Genomic DNA, 22,407 nt, shown 5'->3' with positions numbered 1-22,407 from the left:
CTCCCTCTCGCCTGCCGAGCGCAGGCTGGCGTCCGCTGCTGGGCGCCCGATGCCGGGCGTCTGACGTTGCGTCAGAAAAGGATGGGGTCTCTTCCGCCGGTACGCAATGGGGGTTACCCTCGCGCCTCGCGCCGCTTCCTGCGACAGGGGGACCCATGCCGTCGAACGAAGAGCTCGCCGAACTCCTCGATCCCGCCACCGCCGCGCTGCTCACCGTGGAGTGCCAGCAGGGCGTGGTCGGCACGGACAGCGCGCTGCCCGAACTCGCCGAGGAGGCACGGGCGTCGGGGGCGCTCGGGAATGTCGCGCGTCTGGTGTCCGCCGCGCACACGGCCGCCGTGCAGGTGCTGCACGCGGTGGCCGAGCGCCGACCGGACGGGCGCGGTGCCAACCGCAACGCCCGGCTGTTCCGCGCCGCCCAGCGGCTCCCCGTCCAACAGCTCTCCGGCACGAAGGCGGTACGGATCGCACCGCCCATCGAGGTGGCCGACCAGGACCTCGTGGTGCGGCGGCTGCACGGCCTCTCACCGATTGCGGGGACCGACGCCGACGCGCTGTTGCGGAACCTCGGCTGCCGTACGGTGATCGTGACCGGAGTCTCGGCCAATGTGGCCATCCCCAACGCCGTGTTCGACCTGGTGAACCTGGGGTACACGGCCGTGGTGCCCGCGGACGCCATCGCCGGGGTGCCTTCCGACTACACCCCGGCGATGGTCCGTAACACGCTCGCGCTGGTCGCCACCGTCACCACCACCGACGACGTACTGGGCAGCTGGAAGCGGCCACGCCGCGCCAAGCGGGCCTGACCCGCGCCCACGAGGCGTGCCCGCAGGTGTGCCCACCAGGCGTGCCACCAAGCGATCCCGCTACGCGAGCCTGATGGAGTCGCCCTCCACAGTGATCTGCGCGGCAGGCAGCGGACGGGTCGCCGGGCCGTTCTTGACACTGCCGTCGGCCTGGTCGAACTTGCTGCCGTGGCACGGGCAGTTGATGGTGCCGCCCGCGACGTCCTTCACCGTGCAGCCCTGGTGGGTGCACGTGGACGAGAAGGCCTTGAACTCGCCCGCGGTCGGCTGGGTGACCACCACCTTCTGGTCCTTGAACACTGTCCCGCCACCCTCCGGGATGTCCGCGGTCTGCGCGAGCACCGCCCCGCCGCCGGAGCCGCCGGTGTCCTCCTCCCGCTTGGTCGCGTCCCCGCCGGGCTGCGTGGTCTGGTCCGCGCCGTCACCCGACGACCCTGAGTCGTCGTCGGAGCTCCCGCAGGCCGCCAGCGCCGCCGCCAGCCCAGCCGCTCCCACGGCAGCCACGACGACGCGGCGGGACGGTGTGGGCGAGGGATGCGTCGGAGTGGGTTCCTGTACAGCGGTCATGCCGGTCTCCCCTGAGATGCCTCGGCGTGGCAGCTATGCCACGTTTTGTGCCGTTCTTACGTCTTGCATCCTGTGTCGAATGGTTTACGTGGTTTACGGTCGTGCAGTCTTCGAGGAGTCGTACGGACCGGCGCGCCGGGATGTTCAAAGTGCCAGGGATTTCCTCAGGAAGTCGAGCTCGTGCAGCAGCAGCGCGTCGGCCACGCCCGCGCCGGTCGCCAGATGGGTGGCGGCGGACAGCGGCAGCACGCTGTGCGGGCGGCCCGCCGCCAGCAGCGCGGCGGAGAACCTGAGCATGTGCGCGACCACCACGTTGTCGTCGGCGAGTCCGTGCACCAGTAGTAGCGGCCGGGTCAGCCGGTGCGCGTGCGCCACCAGGGAACAGCGCTCGTAGTTCTCCGGCTGGTACTCCGGATGGCCCAGGTAGCGCTCCTTCCAGTGGGTGTCGTACAGCCGCATGTCGGTCGGGGCCGCACCGGACACCGCGGCGTGGAAGACATCGGGCCGGTGCAGCACCGCTCCTGCCGCCAGAAACCCGCCGAACGACCACCCGCGGATCACGACCCGTTCCAGATCGAGGTCCGGATGTGTCCGCGCGGCCGCGTGCAGCGCGTCCACCTGGTCATCGAGTACCGGAGCCAACTGGTCCCCGTGGATGGCCTTCTCCCACGCCGCGCCACGTCCGGGCGTGCCGCGCCCGTCGGTCGCCAGGACGGCGAAGCCCTGGTCGGCGAACCACTGCGAGACCGTCGACCACCAGGCCTGGGCCCGCACCACGATCTGCAGGCCCGGTCCCGCGTACGGGTTGAGCAGCACGGGCAGCGGTCCACTACCCGGTTCGTGACCGGTCGGCAGATACAGGTGGCCGCGCAGCTCCCGCTCGCCCAGCCGCAGCAGGGCGGGTGCGGGACGTACCAGGGGTTCCTCGGCCCGTACGCCGATGTGGCCCGTGGCCTTCCCGTCGCGCAGCACCGTGACGGTGTGCCCGTGGGAGGTCCGGCTGTCCAGCACCAGGGTGCCGCCGCCCGCCACCGCCGTGTGCACGCCAGGCTCCTCGCTGACCCGTACGAAGCCGTCCTCGGGCGTGTACGACCACACGTGGACCTCTGTCGGCTCCTCACTCGCGGTGAACAGCACGCGGTCGCCGACCGTGCCCAGCACCTCGCGGACCTGCAACCCCGGTGCCGTGACGGCGTCCCCGATCCGCAGGCCCGTGGTGTCGTCCTTGGTCCAGGGGAGTACGGGGGTGCCCGACCCGGTGCGCGCCGGGGTGCCCGGCATCAGCTCCACCCACGCGTCATCGCGGCGGTGGCGCAGCAGCTCCGTATCGCCGGTCTCCGGATCGATGCCGAAGACGCAGTCGGAGCGCTGGTCACGGGTCTGCAGCGAGACCAGCGGCCCGAGTTCGTCCCAGGACGCGCTGGTCACGTACTCGAAGGCGGTGTCGGTCCAGTCACCGGCCGGGTGCTGGTCGGCGGCGACCGCGGCGGGCGTACGGACCTCGAGGCGCTCCCCGTCGAGCCGCAGCAGGTGCAGGCTCGTCACGGCGTTGGCCGTGCCCACCGCCGGGTACCGGACCGACCGGGGCGGTCGCTCGGGGTGCGCGGGGTCGGCCAGGTACCAGCGCTGTACGGGGGAGGTGTCGACCCGGGCCGCCAGCAGGGCCGTGCCGTCCGGGGCCCACCAGTAGCCGCGGTGGCGGCCGATGGACTCGGCGGCTATGTGGTCGGGGAGACCGTACGTCACATCCGGCGACGCCGACGCCGACGCCGACGCCGACGCCGACGCCGACGCCGACGCCGACGCCGACGTCGACTCTGATTCTGATGCCGGAGTTGGCTCCGGGTCCGGTTCCGACTCCGGTTCCGCGAGTAGTCGGCCGTCCGTGCCGTCGGCGCGCACCGTACGGAGGGCGCCCCCGGAGACGTATGCGATGACCGAGCCGTCCGGCGACGGCCTCGGGTCGATCACCGGACCTGCCGTCGGGACACGGTGCGGGACGTCGGCGCCGTCGTCGGTCCGCACCACCCAGAGCGCGCCCCCGAGCGTAAACGCCACTACGCGCGCGTGGCGGTCGGTCGCGTAGGCCACCACGCCGTCCGAGGTCTCCCGGGCGCGCTCCCTGCGGACCCGCTCCGCGTCGGGCACCGTGCCGTCCCGGTTCAGTACCGTCGGATCGGCGAGTATCCGCTCCTCGCCCCCCTCGTACAGCCACAGGCGGCTCACCGGGTCCTCGCCCCCGGTGGTGCGCAGGAACAGCACCCGCTCGCCGTCGGGCGAGACGGTGAACGCGCGGGGCACACCGAGCGAGAAGCGGCGCGTGCGGGCGAATTGGCGGGGAAAGTCACGGGTGTCCATGCCGGGCACTCTGACACTCGCTCCCCGGCATCGTCGAGGCCGACGATCTCGGCACGTGTGTCAGCAGAGGTGTACGGGCTGGGGTAGCCGATTCTCCCCAGGCGCTCCCAGCGCCGGTTGGGCGCCTCGGACGGGCGGCGGGGCAGAGCACGCGAAGTGGCTGTGACCGCGCTTTCGTGCGTCGGTCACAGGCTCGTGAAGAGGTCGTCGAGCGGGGCCGGTACCTGTTCGGGGTCGAGGGTTTCCACCAAGAGATGGCCGTAGCGGATCTTGCGGCCCTTCTTCGTGCCGAGGAAGCGCCGCAACTGCTGGTGCCGGGGCCGACCGTGGTGTGCGGGCTGGCGCAGGAAGGTCTGCCAGGCACGGAGTTCGCCCTCGGCCTGGATGATCTCCTCGACCCTCGCCGTGCCCAGCGCGCGGATGAGCTCGTCCTCCAGGTCCGCCACGCACACGAAGAAGCCCCGATGCGGCACCCGGGCCCGCTTCAGGCCGCGGTCGTAGAAGCGTTGCTCGCGCTCGTCGCACAGTCCCCTCAGGCGCAGGCCAAGACCGGGGGGCCCGAGAAGGCCGGCGTAGCGGCCGACGCTCATCGCCCCGCCCATCGCCACGACGCACACTCCTTCGGCGGCCAGGTCCCGGCCGCGTCGTGTGGCCAGGGCCTCGACTGCCGCGAGATCACTCAGTCCTTCCAGCAACACCGCCGTCCGCAGCCCCAGTTGCACAGCCAGCTCACCCGCCGGTTCGCCGGGGCCGCCGGCCGCCCAGCAGCTGACCGCGTCCTGGAACGCCCGCATATTCGCCATGGAGGGAGTCTGCCTTTCCATCGACCTGCACGGCGCGGGAATTTTCGACGGTCCTGCTGGCGACGCGGTACGGCTACTCCTCCCGCTTGATCCACTCGCTGCCGCCCAGCGGGTAGTCGTAGCCGGGGCGGCCGGCCCCGGCGCTCGTCCGGAACGCGCTGCCGTTGTTGTCGATGTGGAGGGTGCCGTGGCGGGAGCCGCTGGACCAGTCCAGGGTCAGGTCCCAGCGGACGTCGTGGGCCTTGGCGTGCGCGGTGACGTAGAAGACCTCCGGGTCGGACTCGCTGACCTTGTACGGGAAGTCGCGCTGGCCGTTCTTGACGGTGACGGCGGGGCGGCCGTCATCGAGGTCGATGTCGAACGACTTGGTGTCGACACCGCCGCCGCAGCCGACGCCCATCGAGTAGTCGTTCCAGGCGAGCGGCGCGCCCTTGGCGACAGCCCGTACGTGGAGGGCTTCCAGGACGACGGTGTCCGTGCCGGTGCCCTGCACGGTGAGGGCGACGCGCTGCTCGCCGGATGAGACGGCGCCGTACGCGGAGGCCCAGCGCTGAGCGTCCTGCTCGGTGGCGGGCGGCCCGACCTGCGCCGGTTCGCTGTCGACGAGGAAGTGCTGGCTGCACGGGCTGTCGTAGACGTACGGGCGGATAGCGACCGTGAGTGGTACGGCGCTGCTGTCGGAGGCGGCCCCGCCCGCGTCGCCCTTGCCGCCGCCCTTCGCGGGGGCGGACGCGGACGCCGGGGCGGACGGCTCATGACTCCGCTTGCCGTTCGGGGACGGGGAGCCGGAGGCCGAGGCGGACGGGGACGCGGAGTCCGAGGTGGACGGCGTCTTCCCCGTGCCCTTGGCGCCGGTCGTCGCGGCGGTGGCTCCTGCCGCCTGCCGGTTCCCGCCGTCGCCTCCGCCCCCTCCGTCCCCGTCGGAGGACAGGTTCACGGCGAGCACGACGGATCCCAGGACGGCGGCCGCGGCGACGGAGGCGATGAGCACGACGCGGCGGCGCCGCGGCGGCACGGGTCCTGCTGGCGCTGAGGCGACGACGACCGGCTCATCTCCTGACCCGGCTGAACCGGACGGTGTGGTCGGCTCGGACGGTGTGGTCGCTGCGGACGGTGTGGACGGCTCGGATGGTTCGGCTGCCGGGGTCGGTTCAGTAGGGCGCTGCGGTGGCTGCGCCGTGGAGCCCTGCTGAACCGGCTTCACGCCCCGCGACGCGTCGGCCAGGATCCACCGGCGGTGCAGCTCCAGCAGCTCCTGCGGAGTCGCCCGGCAGAGCCGCGCGAGGCGCTCCGCGGGGGCGTAATCCGTCGGCACCACCGTGCCGTTGCAGTAGCGGTGCAGCGTCGACGCGCTCATGTGCAGCCGCTTGGCCAGCGTCCCGTAGCTCAGTCCAGAGCGTTCCTTGAGCTCCCGCAGCAGCTCCGCGAACCCGTCCGTTCCCCCGGTCCCGGTTCCCCCAGACACCCGTTCCTCCATCCCTCCGCGTCCCAGAACAGCGTTCCAGGGGCCGCGTATATCCCCTGCTCAGAGCAAGTTTCGGCATTCCAGCATCCCCCGTTCCCGGCCAATCCTGGCAGCTGGGACGGATCACCCCGCAAGCTCCGGTCATCCAAGCACCACACCAGCCGAAACCTCGAAGGGGCTCGACCACATGTCCAGCAACCGGAACTCCCGCACCCGCCTCGTCACCGCCGCCGCGACCGTCGCACTCGCCGCGCTCTCCCTGACCGCGTGCAGCGACGGAACCGGAGCCCGTGACGAAGGCGCCTCCGCGGGCTCGTCCCCCGCGGGGTCGCCCGCCGCGAGCACCCCGGCATCGAAGGCCCCGGCCTCAGGCTCCAACGGCGCGTCCGCAAACGGTTCCGAGGGCACCCCCAACGGCGCCTCATCCACCGGCACCTCCTCCGATGACGCGAAGCCGACCGCGAACACCCCCGCGTCGAAGGGCCCCGCCTCCTCCGGCAAGGCGGTCACCTGCCAGGGCTCCAACACCAAGACCGTCGCGGCCCCGCTGACCCGCCCCATCAACCACATGCTGCTCACCGTCACCAACACCGGCAGCAACACCTGCTACCTCTACGGCTACCCGGCCGTCCAGTTCGGCGAGGCGCAGTCCGTTCCCCCGGTCGACGAGGACACCCACCCGCAGGCCGTCGTCACGCTCAAGCCCGGCGAGTCCGGCTACGCCTCCGTGCTCCTGTCCGGCGCCGACGGCAGCACCGCGAACGGCCACACCGAGAAATCGCTGACCGTCCACTTCAGCGGCCGCTCCGACAACGAGAATGTCGCCCCCGCCCACCCGTCGCTGCCCGCCGATGGCATGTACATCGATGACTCGCTCAAGGTCACGTACTGGCAGCAGTCGCTGGACGACGTCATCGCCTGGTGACGGCGAGACGGCGAGACGGCGAGACGCGGCGAGACGGCGAGACGGGGCGACGGCGTGACGGGGCGACGGGGCGACACCTCGTGGATCCGCGCTGTCGAGTACGAGCTCAACCGGACGGCGTGACCGAGGACCACATGCCGAACCACTGCTCGGCGCCGTAGGCCTCGAACCGTTCCACCTCGGTGAACCCCAGCTTGGCCGCGAGGCGCATCGAGCGCTCGTTGGCGGTCTGGGTGGCGAGCACCACTGGTTCGCCGGGAAGCGCGTCGGCGAACCAGTCCAGTGCCGCTGCGCACGCCTCGGCGGCGTACCCGTATCCCCACGCCTGTGGCAGGAACAGGTAGCCGAGCTCGGCCTTCCCGGCAGCCTGACGAAGGTGCCCCGTTTCTCTGTAGAGCGTGATCTGGCCGATCATCGCTCCGTCGAGATCGATCACCAAGAGGCCGGGCCGCCGTCCGGATATCTCGGGCACCGCGCGCTCGAGCTCATCACGCGGTTGGGGGCCGCCAAGGTAGGTATGCACCTCAGGTGAGGCGAGCAGCTCGACGAACGCCGCACGGTCTCGGGCCTCGGGCTCGCGGAGCACGAGCCGCTCGGTCTTGATCGGGGCAGGTGGCCAGGCGACGGGTCCGAGGTCAGTCATGGCGGGCAACCTATCGCAGGCCCGGCCGGTCGAAGTCGGCCTGCTGGCGGGCGACTTCCTGGATCTGTGGCGAGGGGTCGTCGACCAGTGCGGACCGTCGGCCCGCATCCGGATGCGGCCCGGCGGATCTGCGGATGTGCGAATCTGCGGATCCGGGTCGCGGGCCCAGCGTTCTCCCCACGGCCCGGACCTGTCGGCCCGTCAGTGCGGTCCGTCAGTGCGGTCCGTCAGTGCGGTCCGTCAGTTCAGTCCGTCGTCCGTCAGTCTGCGCCGTACCCGCTGCTCGTGGACGAGGCGCCCCACCAGCGCCGCGCCGTACACGACGAAGCCCACCCCCACCAGCCAGGACTGCAGGACCAGCACCGTCCCGAACGGGCCGTACGTCACCGCGTTCGACGCGATCAGCGGAGAGAAGACGAGCTGCGAGAAGACCCGCAGCCCGAGCAGCCCGAGGGCCGTCGCCGCGGCCCCGGGGGCCAGCGCCCGCCAGCGGATCCGGCCGCAGAGGAGCAGTCGTTGCGAGAACCAGAAGAAAATGAACGCGCCGATGGCATCGCCCGCGGCGACGAGGGCGGTCTCGACGGCGGACGACTCCTCCGGCGAGGGCGCGGTGACGAAGAGCAGCAGGACGAAAACCAGCACGGCCAGCCAGACGACGTGCCGCCACATGGTGTGCCAGCGCGCCGGGGGCAAGTCCCACACGCGTTCATAGCCGGTCTGTACGGCGGATGCGAAGGTCACACCGAACGCGGCCAGCGCGGCGAGGCCGAGCGCCGTGGTCCGCTGCAACGCCTGTCCCGGCATGCCGAACAGTCGCTCGATCTCCTCCTCCGACACCTCGGACACTCCGAGACCGTGCACCAGCCATCGGGCGAAGCCCTCTCCCCTCGCGAGGTCGGCCGCAGCGACGACGACGAGGAGGGGCACGAGAGTGAGGAAGCTGAGCGCCGCGAAGCCCATGGCGCGGTGCATCAGCTCCATCTCGCGCCCGCGGTTCCAGGCGAGCCCGACAACCGACGTCAGCAGGCGGCGGTGGAGGCGCAGGAACCAATGTCCGTGCTGCGCCGGGCCGCCGTGGTTCGGCGCTCGGGATGTAGGGGGCATGTTGTGCCAAATACCCGCAATCGTTACGGGGCCAGTCCGGCGTACCGCCGAACGGGTCCCCGCGGCGCCTGTTGGGCCTGCCGGACCGCTGCGGCTGTCCAGCAGATCCGCCGCGCCCTGGACCTCGACCCGGAGCGACGCGGGCGCGGCCCTGCTCCCCTCGGAGAGCAACAGCCGCGGCATCCTGGGACGCCACCCGGGCCCGTTTGAGCCCTGGTGCAAGAACGGTCCCGCAGCGGCGGTCAACCGAAGCCCGCACATCAAGTGGAGCTGCCTCGCGCCTCACGAGACACGTCTGTGCCGCCAGCAGGATCAGCGCCTCGCGGCGTCATGACAACGGGTAGCGGCATCGTCGCAGGGCGAAGGCCCGGACACCTTGGGAGACGGTGCCTTCGACGCCGGCCCCGGTGTGCGTACTGCTCCTTCCACTCCTGGGTGTCTTCTTGGGCTCGTGCCTGCCGGATCACCTCGTACTCCGGCTGCGGGCGGAGGGTGATCCGGCGGCCCACGGAACCTGACCTCTATTCGGTGCGCAGAGCCGTGGCGGTGCGGGCCCTTGCGGCCCAGCCTGCGGGCAGGAGCGCGCCCAGGGCGGCGATGAGCAGGCCGCCGAGTGCGAGCGGGAGCAGTTCGGCCCCGTGGTAGACGGCGATGACGGAGTCGGGGAGACGGAGTCCTGCGCTGTCGCCCATCGCGGGGAAGACCCAGCCGTGCAGGGTCACGCCGAGCGGCACGCCCAGCGCGCCCGCGACCAAGCCGGTCACGACGACCGAGGTGAGGACCATCGCAACGATCTGCCGAGGGGTCATGCCGAGCGCCTTGTGGACACCGATCTCCCGGACGCGCTCGCGGGTGTCGAGCAGTACGCCGTTGAGCACGCCGAGCGCGGCGACGGCGACGAGCATCAGCGTGAGGATCGCGGACAGCGAGTTGAGCGTGACGACCATGTCGCTGCCGTTGCCGAGCCCGCCAGCCTGGGCGGTGGCCCCCAGCGGCGCCAGGTCCTTGTTCAGCGCGTCGACGTAACGGGTGACATCGGTGCCTGACGCGACCGCGATGTGATGGCTCGTCTCCGTCAGGTCGGGGTGCGCGGCCGCGAGGGTCGTCGCGTCGGTGAAGACCTGCATGCCGTCGTTACGGGGGTCGAGGACCTCGCCGACGATCCGCACCGTGACTGGCCGGTCCAGGCCGTTCACGGTGACGGTGTCGCCGATGCGGGTGCCGGTGGCGGCCAGGAAGGGGGTCGGGACCACGGCCTCGCCGGGCTTGTCGGTCCAGCGGCCTGAGACCAACGCGAAGCCGCCCCAGGAGGCGTCGCCGGTGAAGGCGATCACGTCGACGGTGCCGGTCACGCCGGACACGGTCGCCCGTACCGTCGCGGCGCTGTAGTGCTTCCCGGTTCCGGCGCCGGCCTCGATGGCCGCGGCGACCGCGGCGGGATCGGCCCGGGGCTTCTTCTCGGAGGCAGGGTCCTGGGGGCCGAAGTCCGGCATCGGCGCGGGTACGGTGGCATCGGCGGCATCGTGAGCCTTGGCCTTCATCACCTCGCCGAGCGAGGCCACCATCCCCACGGTGAACGTGACGGCGATGGTGCCGAACAGGACCGCTGTGCCCATGGCCAGCGCGCGGGCGGGCCGTGCCAAGGGCCGGGCCAGGCCGAGCGCGACCGGCTGCGGCAGCGGCAGCCGGCCGGCCAGACGGGCCGCCCACCGGCCGCGCCCCGTCGGCGTGTTATGCCCGACGGCGAGCGCGTCGACCGTACGCAGCCGGCCGGCCCGCCAGGCACTCGCCCACGCGGTCGCCGCGACCAGGCCGAGCACCCCGGCGATCACCGACACATCGACCCAGGGGGCGATGGTCAGGGAGGAGGAGCCGTAGACCTCCTCGGTCTCGGCCAGCACGGGGACGGCCAGCAGGTGGCCGGCGAGGACACCGAGTGCCGTGCCGACTACGGCCGGGATCAGCGCCTGGCCGACGTAAGCCCGTACGACCTGGGCCGGGGTGAAGCCGATGGCTTTGAGGATGCCGATGCGGCGGGTCCCCGCGCCGACGGCCGCCGCGACGATGTTGCCCACGATGAGCACCGACATGACCAAGCCGAGGGCACCGAACGCGATGAGGAACGGGACATAGAGGGCGGTGTCGCGCTCGGCGTTCTTCTTGACGGTGAGCCAGGACTGTTTGCCGACGGCCGCTCCCCGCGGCAGGTTCTCCGTCACGGCCCCGCCACCCGCGTTGATCTGAGCGGCGGTGCCCGCGTCGGTGAAGCGGTAGAGCATCTGGTAGCCGCCGCTGCCGGGCGCGGTGAGCGCCGGCATCTGGGACGGCACCACCCACGCGTCGGCGGTTTGTGTCACCGACCGGGCTACTCCGACCACCGTCAGTGTCGGGCGGCCGGACAGCTCGAGGAAAGTGAGCTTCATGCCCAGGGTCGGGATGAGCGAGGAGCCGGCGGACAACACGATCTCGCCGGAACGCGTGGGCCACCGCCCGTCGAGCAGCGCCACCTCGTCCACGTCCCGGCCGGGATCACCCCGCCCGACCACGGTCATCGGCCACCCGGAGCCCGCCCCGTCCGACGTCGGGGCGACTGTCGCCGTACGGAACGGCCCTGCCGCACAGCTCACCCCTTCGGTGCCCGCGGACTCCGACAGCAGCCCGGCACTCACCTGGCCCGCGTCGAACTCGACGGACAGGTGCGCGCCGCGCTGCTCGGCGAAGGCGTCGGCGAAGGGCGCGCCGGAGGCCACGAGCAGCGATCCGCCGAGGACGGAGGCGGCCACCGCCATCATCGTGGCGAGCCCGATCACCAGCGTCTGCACGCGACGCCGGCCCACCCCCGAGCGCACCACCTTGCCGAGGGCGCTCATCGGACGGCCTCGGAGGCGACGGCGGGCGACATGAGGTCCTCGGTGATCCGGCCGTCGGCGATCCTGACTGTACGGTTCGTGCAGGACCGAGCCAGCGCTAGGTCGTGGGTGACCACGACGATGGTCTGGCCCTCGGCGTTGAGGTCGGTGAGCAGCTTGCTGACGTCCTGTCCTGCGGCTGTGTCCAGGGCCCCGGTCGGCTCGTCGGCCAGGAGCAGCGGCGGCCGGTTCATCAGCGCCCGTGCTACCGCGACGCGCTGGCGTTCGCCGCCGGACAGCCGCCCCGGGTAGGCGCGGGCGTGCCGGTCGATGCCGAGGGTTTCCAGGAGCTGTGCCGCCCGGCGGTCCGCCTCGCCACGTGCCATGCCCGCGAGCCGTGCAGGCAGGACGACGTTGTCGGTGACGGTCAGGTCGTCGAGGAAGTTGAAGAACTGGAAGACCATGCCGATCTTCGACCGCCGGTAGCGGGCCGCTCCGGCCTCGCCGAGGCGGTCCACCCGCACGCCGTCCACGGTGACGGACCCCGCATCGGGCCGGTCCAGGCCCGCGACCAGATTGAGCAGCGTGGACTTACCGCTGCCGGAGGGGCCGAGGACCGCGACGGCCTCGCCGGGCCGCACGGTCAGCGACGCCTCGTGCAGGGCGGGCGGGCCGTCGTTGTAACGGCGGCTCACCTCGCACAGTTCGATCACCGGCGTGGTCATGAACGGGCTCCTTCGATACGGGCATCAGCGTGCGTCAGATCGGGCATCTGACTCCCGGGACGCTAGGAGCGCGCCCCGCCGCCGCGCGTCGCCCGCCCGGACCCTTTGCCGTACCGCGTCGGGATCACCTGCCGGAACGTCATCCCTGCGATGTAGACGCCCGATGTACACCGGGCGCCGGGAACGGCCGTTGAGGCGGATTCCTGGGGCCCAGGCGGCGGCGACAATAAGCCGGTGATGAACGTACGTACGATGCTGGAGCGGCTGCGGGCCGCGGTCCGCGAGGTGGTCCGCGACGGCGGACGCCCGACCGGTCCGCCGCTGCGGCTCAGCCGTCGCGCCTGGCAGTTCGACGTGCTGGTGGCGCTGGCGCTCGGCATCACCACGGTCTATTACGGCATCGACAACACGGACAACGTCGTGGTGCGGGAGATCGCTCCCGGTGTGGAGCACGTCGTGCCGCGCCCGGCAGGCCCGGGCGGCATGGCCTTCATGGTGACCCTCGCGGTTGTCGCCTCGGGCGCCCTGGCGCTCCGCCGCCGCTTCCCGCTCGCCGTGCTGTGCGTCGTGACGGCCGCGGTACTGGCGACACCGCAGAGCGTCATGCGGCTGACCTTCTACGCGTTCGTGATCGCCGTCTACAGCGCCGCGGTCCACAGCCCCTACCGGGTGGCGACCCTGGCGGCGCTGCCGGTGTCGGTCCTCCTGGTCGGCACCTCGGGGAACTCGGTGACACCGATCATCCCCAACGAGTACATCGCCCTGCTGATCCTGGTCCCGATGGCAGGAGCCGCCCTCGGGCTGCGCACCTGGAAACTCCGGACCGACGAAGGCCGCACCCGGCTCTCCAATCTGGAACGCGAACAGGCCGAGGCACTGCGCCGGGCGGTCGAGCACGAGCGCGCGAGGATCGCTCGCGAATTGCACGACGTCGTCACGCACAACGTCAGCGTGATGGTCATCCAGGCGGGCGCCGCCCGCAAGATCATGAAGACTGCCCCCGAGCAGGCCGGCGAGGCGCTGCTCGCCGTCGAGGCGGGCGGGCGGGCGGCCATGACCGAGCTGCGGCACGTCATGGGACTGCTCACCATGGCCGACGAGGGCGAGGGGACGGACAGAGGTGCAGACCTGGCCGATACGGCTGCGGAGCTGGCCCCGCAGCCCGGCCTGGACCAGCTTGAAACGCTGGTCGGACGGGTCCGGGACACCGGACTGCCGGTCGACCTGACCGTGACCGGCCCGCCGTGTCCTCTGCCGCCCGGCGTCGAACTCGCCGCCTACCGCGTGGTCCAGGAAGCCCTGACCAACACGGTGAAGCACGCGTCCGGCGCCACCGCCGCCGTGACCGTCGAATACGGCCCGGAACGGCTCCGGGTGGAAGTCACCGACACCGGTGGACACCCAGGCGCGGGCGCGGCTGCCGGGAACAGCCGGGGCCTGATCGGCCTGCGCGAGCGCCTCGCCGTGTACGACGGAAGCCTGAACACCGGCCGACGCCTGACCGGCGGCTACCGTGTGGAGGCCCTGATCCCCTTGGAGACACCGTGACTGAGCCGCTGCGTGTGCTCCTCGCCGACGACCAGACCCTGGTCCGCACCGGATTCCGGTTGATCCTCGGCGCCGACGGCATCGACGTCGTCGCCGAGGCGACCAACGGAACCGAAGCGGTTGAAGCGGTCCGCCGCACACGTCCCGACGTGGTCCTGATGGACGTCCGGATGCCCGAGATGGACGGCCTGGAGGCCACCGGCCGCATCCTCACGGGCACCCCCAACAAACCCCGCGTCATCGTCCTGACCACCTTCGACCTCGACCGATACGTCTACGCGGCACTGTCCGCCGGGGCCAGCGGCTTCCTCCTCAAGGACGTCACCCCCGAGCATCTGACCGCGGCCGTCCGCACGGTCCGTACCGGCGACGCTCTCCTCGCGCCCGCCATCACCCGCCGCCTCGTGCAGCGGTTCACCCAGCGCGGCAGCGACACCTCCGCCCCCCACCGCGACCTCGCCTCGCTCACCCCGCGCGAACTGGAGGTCCTCTCCCTGCTGGCCCGAGGACTGAGCAACGCCGAACTCGCCACCCGCCTCCACCTGGCCGAGGCGACCGTCAAGACGCACGTCGCCCGCATCCTCGCCAAGCTCGGACTCCGTGACCGTGTCCAGGCTGTCATCGTCGCCTATGAGACGGGTCTGGTAAGCGTCGGCGCAGACGAGGCCGCCCAGCAGTCGTCTGGTCGTACTTCTGGCGGATGAACTCCCAGTCGACCGTATTCGTGGACAGCACCGGCCTCAGGTGTGGCCAGGACTGGTCTTCTCCGGCGGCCAGCCGGTACAGCCGCGCGGAGCCCTCTTCAGCAGCGTCCAGACCTCGATCAGGTCCTCCGGCTCCCGCTCCTGGCGCACCCCGGGCTCCCTCCCGTCGTCGTGACACGACCAACGTGACGGAGCTTCACAGCTCAAGAGATGAAGAGGTCGAAATCCCGGACAGACGCATCCTTGATCCGCTACAGAGAGCTAGTTGTCACTTCGCCGTAGCTTCGGGAGTGCAGGGCCGTGGGGGAGGGTTCCCGGCGGGCAACTGGTCCGCGGGACGCAGGAGGGCGAGGGGACGGGTGGCGGGAGGGCGCGCTGTCAGGTACGCGCTCCCGCCACCCGCGTTCTCAGGAGGCCAGGACGCGTTGCGCGTCGGCCTCGCCGCCGCCCCAGGTGAGGGCGACGGGGCTGGTGGACGGCGCCTCCGGGGTGGCCAACCACCCCAGGAGCGCGCCGTCGCGGGTGACGGCCACGGCGGCGGAGCCCGCGGGCAGGTCCAGCGTCCAGGCGCCGTCGCCGCCAGTGATCCGGTCGTCACCATCGGTGGGGTTGAAGGCGCCGATGAAGCGGACGCCTCCGGGGCCGGTACGGCTCAGGACGCGTGCCCGGCGATGCGCCGTCGTCCAGCGCGGCCCTGCTGGCGCCGGGAGCCCTGCGGTGAAGGAGGCGACGAAGTCCGCGACCGCCCCGTCTGCCGGGGCTCCGGCCGGAACCGTCAGCTCGTCCGCGGCCTCCGCGCCCTCGGAGTGACCGGCGCGCAGCACCGCGACGGGCACCGAACCGTTGCCCGGGACCGTGGCGAGCCGTTCATCCAGCCAGCCCAGGCCGATGAGCCGGCCGGAGTCGGCCAGTTGCCGCTGCACGGCGTCGGCGAGTTCCGCGAGAACCGTACAACCGGTGCGTAGCCAGGCGCCGGCCTCGGGCAGCGCCCGGTCGATGAGGACCACCGCGTCGCGGTCGAGGGCGCTTGCGAGCAGCAGGTCGCCGAAGCGGTCGAGGAACGCGGCCAGCAGCCGCAGACCTTCCGCGTTGGCTTGGTGGGTGCCGCCTTCGGCCAGCGGCGCCCCCGGGCTGTACGGCGGGGCGTGGAGGGCCGGGTCCACGCCGTCGGCACGCAGCCCGTCGGGGTCCATGTCCACCAGGGAGCCCCAGTTGGCCGTCGCGCAGGCGGTGTAGACGCTGACGGTGCTGGAGCCCAGGAGCAGCGCAAGTAGAGCGTTGAACACCGGGGTGCCCGGCCGGGCGAAGGAGGTGTCGGTCCAGGTGAACCCCCAGTTGGCCTCGACCACGTCCGTGCCGCCGAGCAGGATCCCGGTCAGATGGGAGCCGAAGGCGGTCGTGTCGCGGGCCGGGTTGCCGACCCACTCGGTGTGGCCGATCAGATGCCCGGAACTCTGGATGGCGCGCTGCCGGGCGGCCCAGGCGTCGAGCGCCGCGCCGGGTGCCGAGAGCCCGGCGAGCGGTACGTTGGCCAGCCGGGCGGGGCCCTCGGGGAACAGAGCGGACATGCTGTCCCACATCCCGACGATGGCGTGGCCGCACCACTGGGACCACAGCACACGCTGGGCGCTGCTCCACCGGCCGACGTCCTCGGTGGCGCGTGCGGCCTCGTCGGGCAGGCCACGTCCGGTGAGCCAGCGGGCGAAGGCCTCGCGGGCGGCCGGTGAGGCGTCCTGGGCGTCCACGGGAAGGTGGGCGTCTCCGGCGGTACCCTCGTTGCCGAGCTGAAGGGCGACAACAGGGCCGCGGGGTGCGGCGGCCTCAGCCACGACCTCGTCGGCTACGGCGCGCAGCCAGGTCTCGGTCTCCTGCCGTACCTCCGGGTCGAGCAGGCTCGGCAGCGGTTTGCCCTGGGAGGTGAGCAGGCTGCCGTCCAGACCCCGGTACGCGGTGTACGGGGGCTCGCACAACCGGTCGGGCAGTCCGCCGAGCTGGACTTCGGCGTGGATGAAGGGGCCGGGCTTGAGGAGGACGCCCAGACCGGCCCGGGCGGCCAGCTCCAGCAGCCCGACCACATCGCGCTGGGAATCGGTCTTGCCCGTGAAGTCGAAGGAACGCCCCGAGCCCTGGCCGGTCTCGTGGAAGCGCCAGGGGAGGTAGCAGGAGACCACGTCGACCCCGAGTCGGCGTAACTCCCGTAAATTCGACGCCCAGTTGGCCGGGTCCGCGCGGTAGTACGGATACTCGCCGACGACCACGGGACGGGACGTACCGGGGATCAGTGTCCGCGCCAGGCTGGTGTACGGGGAATGGTTCATACGTCCGCCCCCGAGCGCGGGGGTACGAGAACGACCTTCAGCGCGGCGTACTCGGCGCCGGGGACGGCGGCGAGGGCCTTGAACGCCTCTTCGTGGTCGGCGAGGTCGAACCGGTGCGTGACCACCCGCTCCAGCGGAAGCCGCCGGGCCAGTTCCACGGCCTTGGGGAAGATCATGCTGTTGTAGTCCCCGGCGCCGATGATCTGGAGTCCGCGCTGAAGGAGGGTCAGCGGGCGCACGGTGGCGGTGGCGTTGCTGTTGAAGCCCATGACGACGACGCGCCCGCGCAGCGCCGCGTAGCCGATGCTCTGCTCCAGGAGGTTGCCGACGGAGTCGACGACCAGGTCGCCGTTCTCGGTGAGGAGGGGATCGTCCGGGGTGTGAAGGGTGACGCGGTCCCCGAACTCGGGGGCTTCGAACACCTGGCGGCCCAGCTCCCGGCGGACCGGGTCCGGCTCGACGAGCAGCACCCGGGCCCCGTACAGCTGAGCGGCCATGGCGGTCACCACGCCCATGGGGCCGCCGCCGACGACGACCACGGTCTCGCCCGCGGTCAGCCGGCCGGCCTCGATGTTGTTGAGAGCGCAGGCGAGCGGTTCGACGACCACGGCGCGGTCGAAGCTCATGCCGTCGGGTATGGCGTGGCAGAAGAGCTCGGGGAGGCGGATGAACTCGGCGAAGGAGCCGTCGTAGTCCAGGCCGACCTCGGTGCCGGCCTTGCGGCCGCAGAAGTTCCAGTGGCCTTTCAGGCAGGCGGGGCAGTTCCCGCAGTACAGCGTGGGGTTGACGATGACCCGGTCGCCGACGGCGAAGCGGGTGACACCGGTGCCGACGGCGTCGACGACGCCTACGGCCTCGTGTCCCATCACCACGCCGGTCTCGGCAGGGAACTTGCCGACGAGCACACTGCGGTCGGTGCCGCAGATCCCGCTCTGCGTGACGCGGATGATGACGTCGTCGGCGGCGCGGGGCTCGGGCTTGGGGTGCTCGACGAGGGCGAGCATGCGGTCGGCAGAGAGCGTCAGGGCTTTCACGATGCCTCCGTTGCGGTCGCGGTGGTGCCCCGGCCGAGGTCCCAGCGAATCGAGTCGAGGAGCTGCTTGTGGAGCTCGGGGGTGGCCGCGGCGATGCACGACTTCTGGTTCATGGGGCCGAGGTCGACGAGGGAGGTGGTGCCGAGGTCGTCGCCGTACGCGTCGGTGATGACGACGTCGGCCAGCCGGGCGAGGTAGACGGCGGCGGCGATGTCGTAGGGGAACAGGTGCAGGATCGAACCGCGCCCCACGCTCAGGAACTGCTCCTCGGTGTCCGGGTGGTCACGCAGGACGCGGTTGCCGATGTCGGCGTAGGCATCGAGCTGGCCGGTGATGATGCGGGAGATGGAGAAGGTGCTGCTGTTGAAGACGAAGATGCCGCCGGTGTTGGCCGACTGGTTCACGAGATGGTCGTAAGCCTCGGTCATCAGGCGCATGGGGTGGCCGTTGAACTCGATCGACCAGAACATCCGGGTCAGGTCCGTGTTGCGGCTCAGACGGGGGACCGCAGTGGTGAACCCACTGCTGGTGAGTCCCTCCGTGTCGTCTCCGTAGATCCACGCCCCGCTCTTGATCTCCACCAGACACGCGGCGTTGACGTCGGCGAGGGTGGGCGCACCGTCGCCGTAGGGGGCGGCGGCGATGGACACCATGCCCATCTCCAGCCCGGCCGAAGTGGGGCGGGTGCCGTCGATCGGGTCGACGACGAGCAGGAGCTGCGGCTCGGGCGCGAGCTCGACGTAGGACCCGTCCTCGGTGTACAGGGCCAGGGGGACGTCCGCGTGGGCGCGCAGGTAGTCGAGTACGGCCTTCTCCGCCACCTCGTCGACGTCGAACTGGGCGTCACCGCCGGGCGAGTCGCCGTGGACCTGGCGGTCCTGGCCGTGGTCCGCGTAGGCCAGCAGCTCGGTGCGGACGTGCTCACCGAGTGAGGTGAGGAGCTGCTTCATCGGGTTCGGTGCGCTCATCGGGCCAGCTCCTCCAGGAAGAGGTTCTCCAGTTTGTCGCAGATCTCCTTGGCCTGGTCCATGGTGAGGATCAGCGGCGGACGGATCTTGAGGACGTTGCCGTAGCCGTAGCGTGAGGTGCGCAGGATCAGGCCGTGCTCCATGGCCTTCTCGGCCAGGTGGTTGGTGAGCTTCACGGCCGGCTTGCCGTCCGGCTCGGCGATCTCGAACCCGATCATGAGGCCGACGCCGCGGACATCCACGATGGCCGGATAGCGGCGCTTCATGTCGTCCAGGCGTTCCATGATGTAGTCGCCGGTTCGGGTCACGTTGGCTAAGAACTCCGGCCGACGCACGATGTCGAGGGTGACATTGGCCGCAGCGGCGGCGAGGAGGTTTGACCCGTACGTAAAGGAGTGGTGGTTCGCGGGGAGGCCGGCGAGCCGTTCGTTGGTAATGATCGCGGCGACCTGGGCACCCGATCCGCCGAGCCCCTTCGCCGTGGTGATGGCATCAGGCTCGACGTCGAAGTGCTGGGCGGCGAACATGTGGCCGGTGCGGCCGATGCCTGTCTGAATCTCGTCGAAAATGAGCGCGATGTTCTGCTCGTCGCAGAAGGCCCGGAGCTTTTGCATATAGCCGTCGGGCGGCACGATATTGCCACCGTTACCGGAAATCGGCTCGATGAGGACGGCGGCGACGCGGCCCGAGCTCGCGTAGTCGACGAAGTCCTCAAGGCGGTCCACGCACATCGTCCCGCAGGTCTCCTTCTGCTGCCCGTAGAAGCAGCGGAAGCAGTACGGGTCGGGCACCTGGAGGCTGCCGGGGAAGAGGTTGGGGAACGGCTCGCGGCGGAAGGAGTTGCCCGACATCGAGGTCATCATCATCGTCTGTCCGACATGGCTGCGGAACAGCGTGATGACCTCCGACTTGCCGGTCGCCATCTGGGCCATCTTGATGGCGCCCTCGTTGGCGGCCGAGCCGCCGGACACCTTGGGGTGCACCTTGGTCAGGCTCCCGGGGGAGACCTCTACCAGCCGCTGGACCAAGCCGTTGATGGGTTCGCTCTGGTACGAGGAGGTCAGGTGGACCACCTTGTCGAGCTGGTCCTTCATGGCGGCGATGACGGCCGGGTGGGAGTATCCGAGGCTCAGATTGAAGGTCGCCGATGCGCAGTCGAGGTAGCGCTTGCCGTCTTCGTCGTAGAGGTAGACGCCCTCACCGCGGTCCATCTTGCGGTCGCTGACGGGGTAATAGATGTGGTCGGTAATATCTTTGGTATCCATCGGTCCCTCATGCGGTCACGTAAAACGTCGAGATATGAACGGAAGGCGACACAGGTCACGCCCGAAGAGAAAGGAAGGGAAGTGGCTTGATGCCAGATGCGGGCGGTCCAGTTTCCCCCCTCGATGTGCTGGGGCGTTTATCGGTGACGCCTGCTCACTCATACGAACATATTCGGACCGATCTTGACAAGAGATGTGTTGGGCCAATGCATCTAGTTTTGCCGAAGCTCGCGGAGTGTCTCGGCTCCGTTCGCGCCAGACGGGAATGGCCAACCGAAAAAGCCATAGCCGAGGCCGAATACGCACGGGAATCGGCGACGGCCGCCGAGGCCCGGCCACGGGCGCGTCCCGGCGGAGTGGAGCGCGAAGAGTAACGCCGTCGCCGTCACCGTGGCGCATCCTCCGGCGCGGTAGGCAGCGCGATAGACAGCGCGGTCTGAAGTTCGGCGGGGGAGGTGAACATGTGCCCCTGGAGACCCAGTTCTTGTGCGGCCCGGACGTTCTCGGCCCGGTCGTCGACGAACAGGATCTCCTCAGGGGGCAGTCCCAGTTCCCTGACGCACCACTGGTAGGCGGCTGGTTCGGGCTTGGCGCTGCCGATCCGGCAGGAGAAGCCGACCACCGAGAAGTGCTCCAGCCAGGGCTGGCTGGCCTCGTACCGGACGGCCAGTTCCTCGGGGATGTTGGAGAGCAGACCGCAGGTGATTCCGCGGCCGGCGAGGGTGCGGAGCAGGTCGACGCTGCGCTGGTCGACCTCACTCCAACTGGCGAGGTCGGCGGCGATCAGGTCGTCGACCAGGCCCGCGTCGTACGGGATTCCCAGCGCGGCGCAGACTCCCTTCCAGTACGCGGGACCGGCTACGTCGCCGCGGTCGTAGGGGGTGCGCTGGGACCAGTACGCCTCCCAGAACCGGTCCCGTTCACCGCCTGCCGTGCGTTCCATCACGGCTTGGGACTCGGGTGACTGGACGCGCGCTATGACGCCGAACATGTCGAAGAGAACGGCTTTCATGCCTCAGGTTCCTTGGGTTGTGACGGCGTCCGCGCGCTCCGCCTCGCGTGGGCGGCGGACACCGTCGGGATCGGGTGCGTTCTTGCGCAGCCACAGGCTCAGTAGCGCGCAGGCCACGGCGAGCCCGAACAGCACCAGCGGCAGCGCCTTGACGTCCACCGTGTCGATCACCCCGCCGAGCAGCGGCGGGAAGGCCACGCCGCCGATCATCGAGGCGGCGATCACATAGGCGCCAGCGGCCGCCACGCTGGGCACGGCGCGGTTCAGCCAGGGCAGACAGGTGGGGAAGATGGGCGCGATCATCAGGCCGACGCCGAAGTAGGCGTACGGCGCGAACGCCGGGACGGTCGCCAGGAGCAGGAAGCCCGCCATGCCGACGCAGCAGACGATCAGGATCGCCGGTGCCGAGAAGCGCAGACTGAGCGGGGCGGCGATGAACCGGCCGAGCGTCATGGCGGCCCAGTACGCCGACGTCGCCGTGGCGGCGGTGGCGGCGCCGTAACCCACCGCTTCGAGGTGCGTGGGTTCCCAGCCGCCGACCCCGGTCTCGATGGCCACGTGCAGCACGTAGATGCCGATGAACACGGCGATGATCGGAAGGACTCGGGCCCCGCCCGCCGAAGCGCCTTCCACCGCGGCGGGCTCGGGCTCCTTGGCGGCCACCCCGCCCAGCGTGAACAGGATAAGCACGCAGAGCACCCCGACACCGATGAAGATCACCGGATAGTTGGCCGCTCCGAGCCAGCCGATCAGGGCCGGGCCGGCGATGGCACCGACGCCGAAGTGGCCGTTGAGCAGGTTGAGCATGGCTGTGCTGCGGCGGCCGAAGCCGATGGCGAAGAGTTGGTTCAGGCCGTAGTCGATGCCGCCGAAACCCAAACCGATGACGAAAGTACCGGTCAGGGCGAGGCCCCAGGTCGGGGAGAACGCGAAGCCGGCCGCGCCGACCGCCATGAGGAGGTAGGAGCCGCCGAGCAGTACGCGGTTGGTCAGACGGCCCCTGAGGAGGTGGTAGACCAGCACACCCAGGAGCGCGCCGATGAAGTGTGCGCTGAGGCTGAGCCCTGCCGCCGCCGGGCTCAGCCCGTACTCGTCACGCAGCGCCGGGATCGCCGGACCGTAGAGCGCCTGTAGGGCTCCGATCACCACGAATCCCACGCACGAGGCGATGACCGCGACGGTGGTGAGGAGCGGCCTTCCCATGTCCGGCAGGTCGGCCTCACTGGTTGCGGGCATCGTTCTCCTCGTCGCTTCATCAATTGACTATTGAACGAACATGACTGACGTTCGAAACATGCTCGACTTCACGCAAT

Annotated in this window: 18 protein-coding genes; 4 read left to right on the top strand and 14 right to left on the bottom strand. The window is 70.7% G+C overall.

The annotated features are described in order from the left end of the window. Positions 1-155: 155 nt before the first annotated feature. Positions 156-806, top strand: a complete 651-nt coding sequence (locus U9R90_RS21150; RefSeq protein WP_411058222.1) for a cysteine hydrolase — start codon at positions 156-158, stop codon at positions 804-806. 60 nt (positions 807-866) lie between these two features. Here U9R90_RS21150 and U9R90_RS21145 read toward each other — a convergent pair whose 3' ends face one another. The 4 genes from U9R90_RS21145 to U9R90_RS21130 all read right to left on the bottom strand — a co-directional run bounded on the left by U9R90_RS21145 (position 867) and on the right by U9R90_RS21130 (position 5,999). Then, the gene (locus U9R90_RS21145) at positions 867-1,373 is read right to left on the bottom strand and encodes a Rieske (2Fe-2S) protein (protein WP_411058221.1); all 507 of its coding nucleotides are present in this window, start codon (positions 1,371-1,373) and stop codon (positions 867-869) included. 144 nt (positions 1,374-1,517) lie between these two features. Continuing rightward, positions 1,518-3,731 (bottom strand): prolyl oligopeptidase family serine peptidase, encoded by a 2,214-nt coding sequence (locus U9R90_RS21140; RefSeq protein WP_411058220.1) that lies wholly within the window; start codon positions 3,729-3,731, stop codon positions 1,518-1,520. A gap of 185 nt (positions 3,732-3,916) precedes the next feature. Next, positions 3,917-4,534 (bottom strand): TOPRIM nucleotidyl transferase/hydrolase domain-containing protein, encoded by a 618-nt coding sequence (locus tag U9R90_RS21135; RefSeq protein ID WP_411058219.1) that lies wholly within the window; start codon positions 4,532-4,534, stop codon positions 3,917-3,919. Between the two features lie 73 nt (positions 4,535-4,607). Further along, positions 4,608-5,999 carry a helix-turn-helix domain-containing protein gene (locus U9R90_RS21130; protein WP_411058218.1) on the bottom strand — a complete coding sequence of 464 codons (1,392 nt, stop codon included), beginning with the start codon at positions 5,997-5,999 and terminating at the stop codon, positions 4,608-4,610. Between the two features lie 187 nt (positions 6,000-6,186). Between U9R90_RS21130 and U9R90_RS21125 the strand changes: the two genes are divergently transcribed. Then, positions 6,187-6,924, top strand: coding sequence for a DUF4232 domain-containing protein (locus U9R90_RS21125; protein WP_411058217.1), 738 nt, complete (start codon positions 6,187-6,189; stop codon positions 6,922-6,924). Between the two features lie 106 nt (positions 6,925-7,030). On the opposite strand, the gene U9R90_RS21120 is transcribed toward U9R90_RS21125, so the two are convergent. The 4 genes from U9R90_RS21120 to U9R90_RS21105 all read right to left on the bottom strand — a co-directional run bounded on the left by U9R90_RS21120 (position 7,031) and on the right by U9R90_RS21105 (position 12,245). Next, complete coding sequence (locus U9R90_RS21120) at positions 7,031-7,567, bottom strand: GNAT family N-acetyltransferase (RefSeq protein WP_411058216.1); 537 nt, start codon at positions 7,565-7,567, stop codon at positions 7,031-7,033. Between the two features lie 240 nt (positions 7,568-7,807). After that, complete coding sequence (locus tag U9R90_RS21115; protein WP_411058215.1) at positions 7,808-8,671, bottom strand: YhjD/YihY/BrkB family envelope integrity protein; 864 nt, start codon at positions 8,669-8,671, stop codon at positions 7,808-7,810. A gap of 521 nt (positions 8,672-9,192) precedes the next feature. Continuing rightward, on the bottom strand, positions 9,193-11,541 hold the full coding sequence (locus tag U9R90_RS21110; RefSeq protein ID WP_411058214.1) for an ABC transporter permease: 2,349 nt from the start codon (positions 11,539-11,541) through the stop codon (positions 9,193-9,195). Beyond that, complete coding sequence (locus tag U9R90_RS21105; RefSeq protein ID WP_411058213.1) at positions 11,538-12,245, bottom strand: ABC transporter ATP-binding protein; 708 nt, start codon at positions 12,243-12,245, stop codon at positions 11,538-11,540. The genes U9R90_RS21110 and U9R90_RS21105 overlap by 4 nt, the downstream gene beginning before the upstream one ends. 237 nt (positions 12,246-12,482) lie before the next feature. On the opposite strand from U9R90_RS21105, the gene U9R90_RS21100 reads away from it, so the two are divergent. Both U9R90_RS21100 and U9R90_RS21095 read left to right on the top strand, forming a co-directional pair. After that, on the top strand, positions 12,483-13,793 hold the full coding sequence (locus U9R90_RS21100; protein ID WP_411059761.1) for a sensor histidine kinase: 1,311 nt from the start codon (positions 12,483-12,485) through the stop codon (positions 13,791-13,793). Next, on the top strand, positions 13,790-14,497 hold the full coding sequence (locus U9R90_RS21095; protein ID WP_411058212.1) for a response regulator: 708 nt from the start codon (positions 13,790-13,792) through the stop codon (positions 14,495-14,497). The genes U9R90_RS21100 and U9R90_RS21095 overlap by 4 nt, the downstream gene beginning before the upstream one ends. Positions 14,498-14,904: 407 nt before the next feature. Here the strand turns inward: U9R90_RS21095 and U9R90_RS21090 are convergent, their stop codons facing one another. From U9R90_RS21090 to U9R90_RS21065, 6 genes are all read right to left on the bottom strand, one after another. Then, positions 14,905-16,815 (bottom strand): beta-galactosidase, encoded by a 1,911-nt coding sequence (locus tag U9R90_RS21090; RefSeq protein WP_411058211.1) that lies wholly within the window; start codon positions 16,813-16,815, stop codon positions 14,905-14,907. Next, positions 16,812-17,849 (bottom strand): zinc-dependent alcohol dehydrogenase, encoded by a 1,038-nt coding sequence (locus tag U9R90_RS21085; RefSeq protein WP_411058210.1) that lies wholly within the window; start codon positions 17,847-17,849, stop codon positions 16,812-16,814. The genes U9R90_RS21090 and U9R90_RS21085 overlap by 4 nt, the downstream gene beginning before the upstream one ends. Beyond that, positions 17,846-18,817 (bottom strand): inositol monophosphatase family protein, encoded by a 972-nt coding sequence (locus U9R90_RS21080; RefSeq protein WP_411058209.1) that lies wholly within the window; start codon positions 18,815-18,817, stop codon positions 17,846-17,848. The genes U9R90_RS21085 and U9R90_RS21080 overlap by 4 nt, the downstream gene beginning before the upstream one ends. Further along, complete coding sequence (locus tag U9R90_RS21075) at positions 18,814-20,082, bottom strand: aspartate aminotransferase family protein (protein ID WP_411058208.1); 1,269 nt, start codon at positions 20,080-20,082, stop codon at positions 18,814-18,816. The genes U9R90_RS21080 and U9R90_RS21075 overlap by 4 nt, the downstream gene beginning before the upstream one ends. Before the next feature lie 385 nt (positions 20,083-20,467). Then, a complete protein-coding gene (locus U9R90_RS21070) occupies positions 20,468-21,094 on the bottom strand; it encodes an HAD family hydrolase (protein ID WP_411058207.1) in 627 nt (208 codons plus the stop codon). Between the two features lie 3 nt (positions 21,095-21,097). Next, positions 21,098-22,330, bottom strand: a complete 1,233-nt coding sequence (locus U9R90_RS21065) for an MFS transporter (protein WP_411058206.1) — start codon at positions 22,328-22,330, stop codon at positions 21,098-21,100. Between the last annotated feature and the right edge of the window lie 77 nt (positions 22,331-22,407).

The sequence above is a fragment of the Streptomyces sp. E11-3 genome, from assembly GCF_046540415.1.
Classification (GTDB): Bacteria; Actinomycetota; Actinomycetes; order Streptomycetales; family Streptomycetaceae; genus Streptomyces.
The sequence above is the reverse complement of the archived record's forward strand: the minus strand, read 5'-3'. Positions and strand labels throughout refer to the sequence as shown.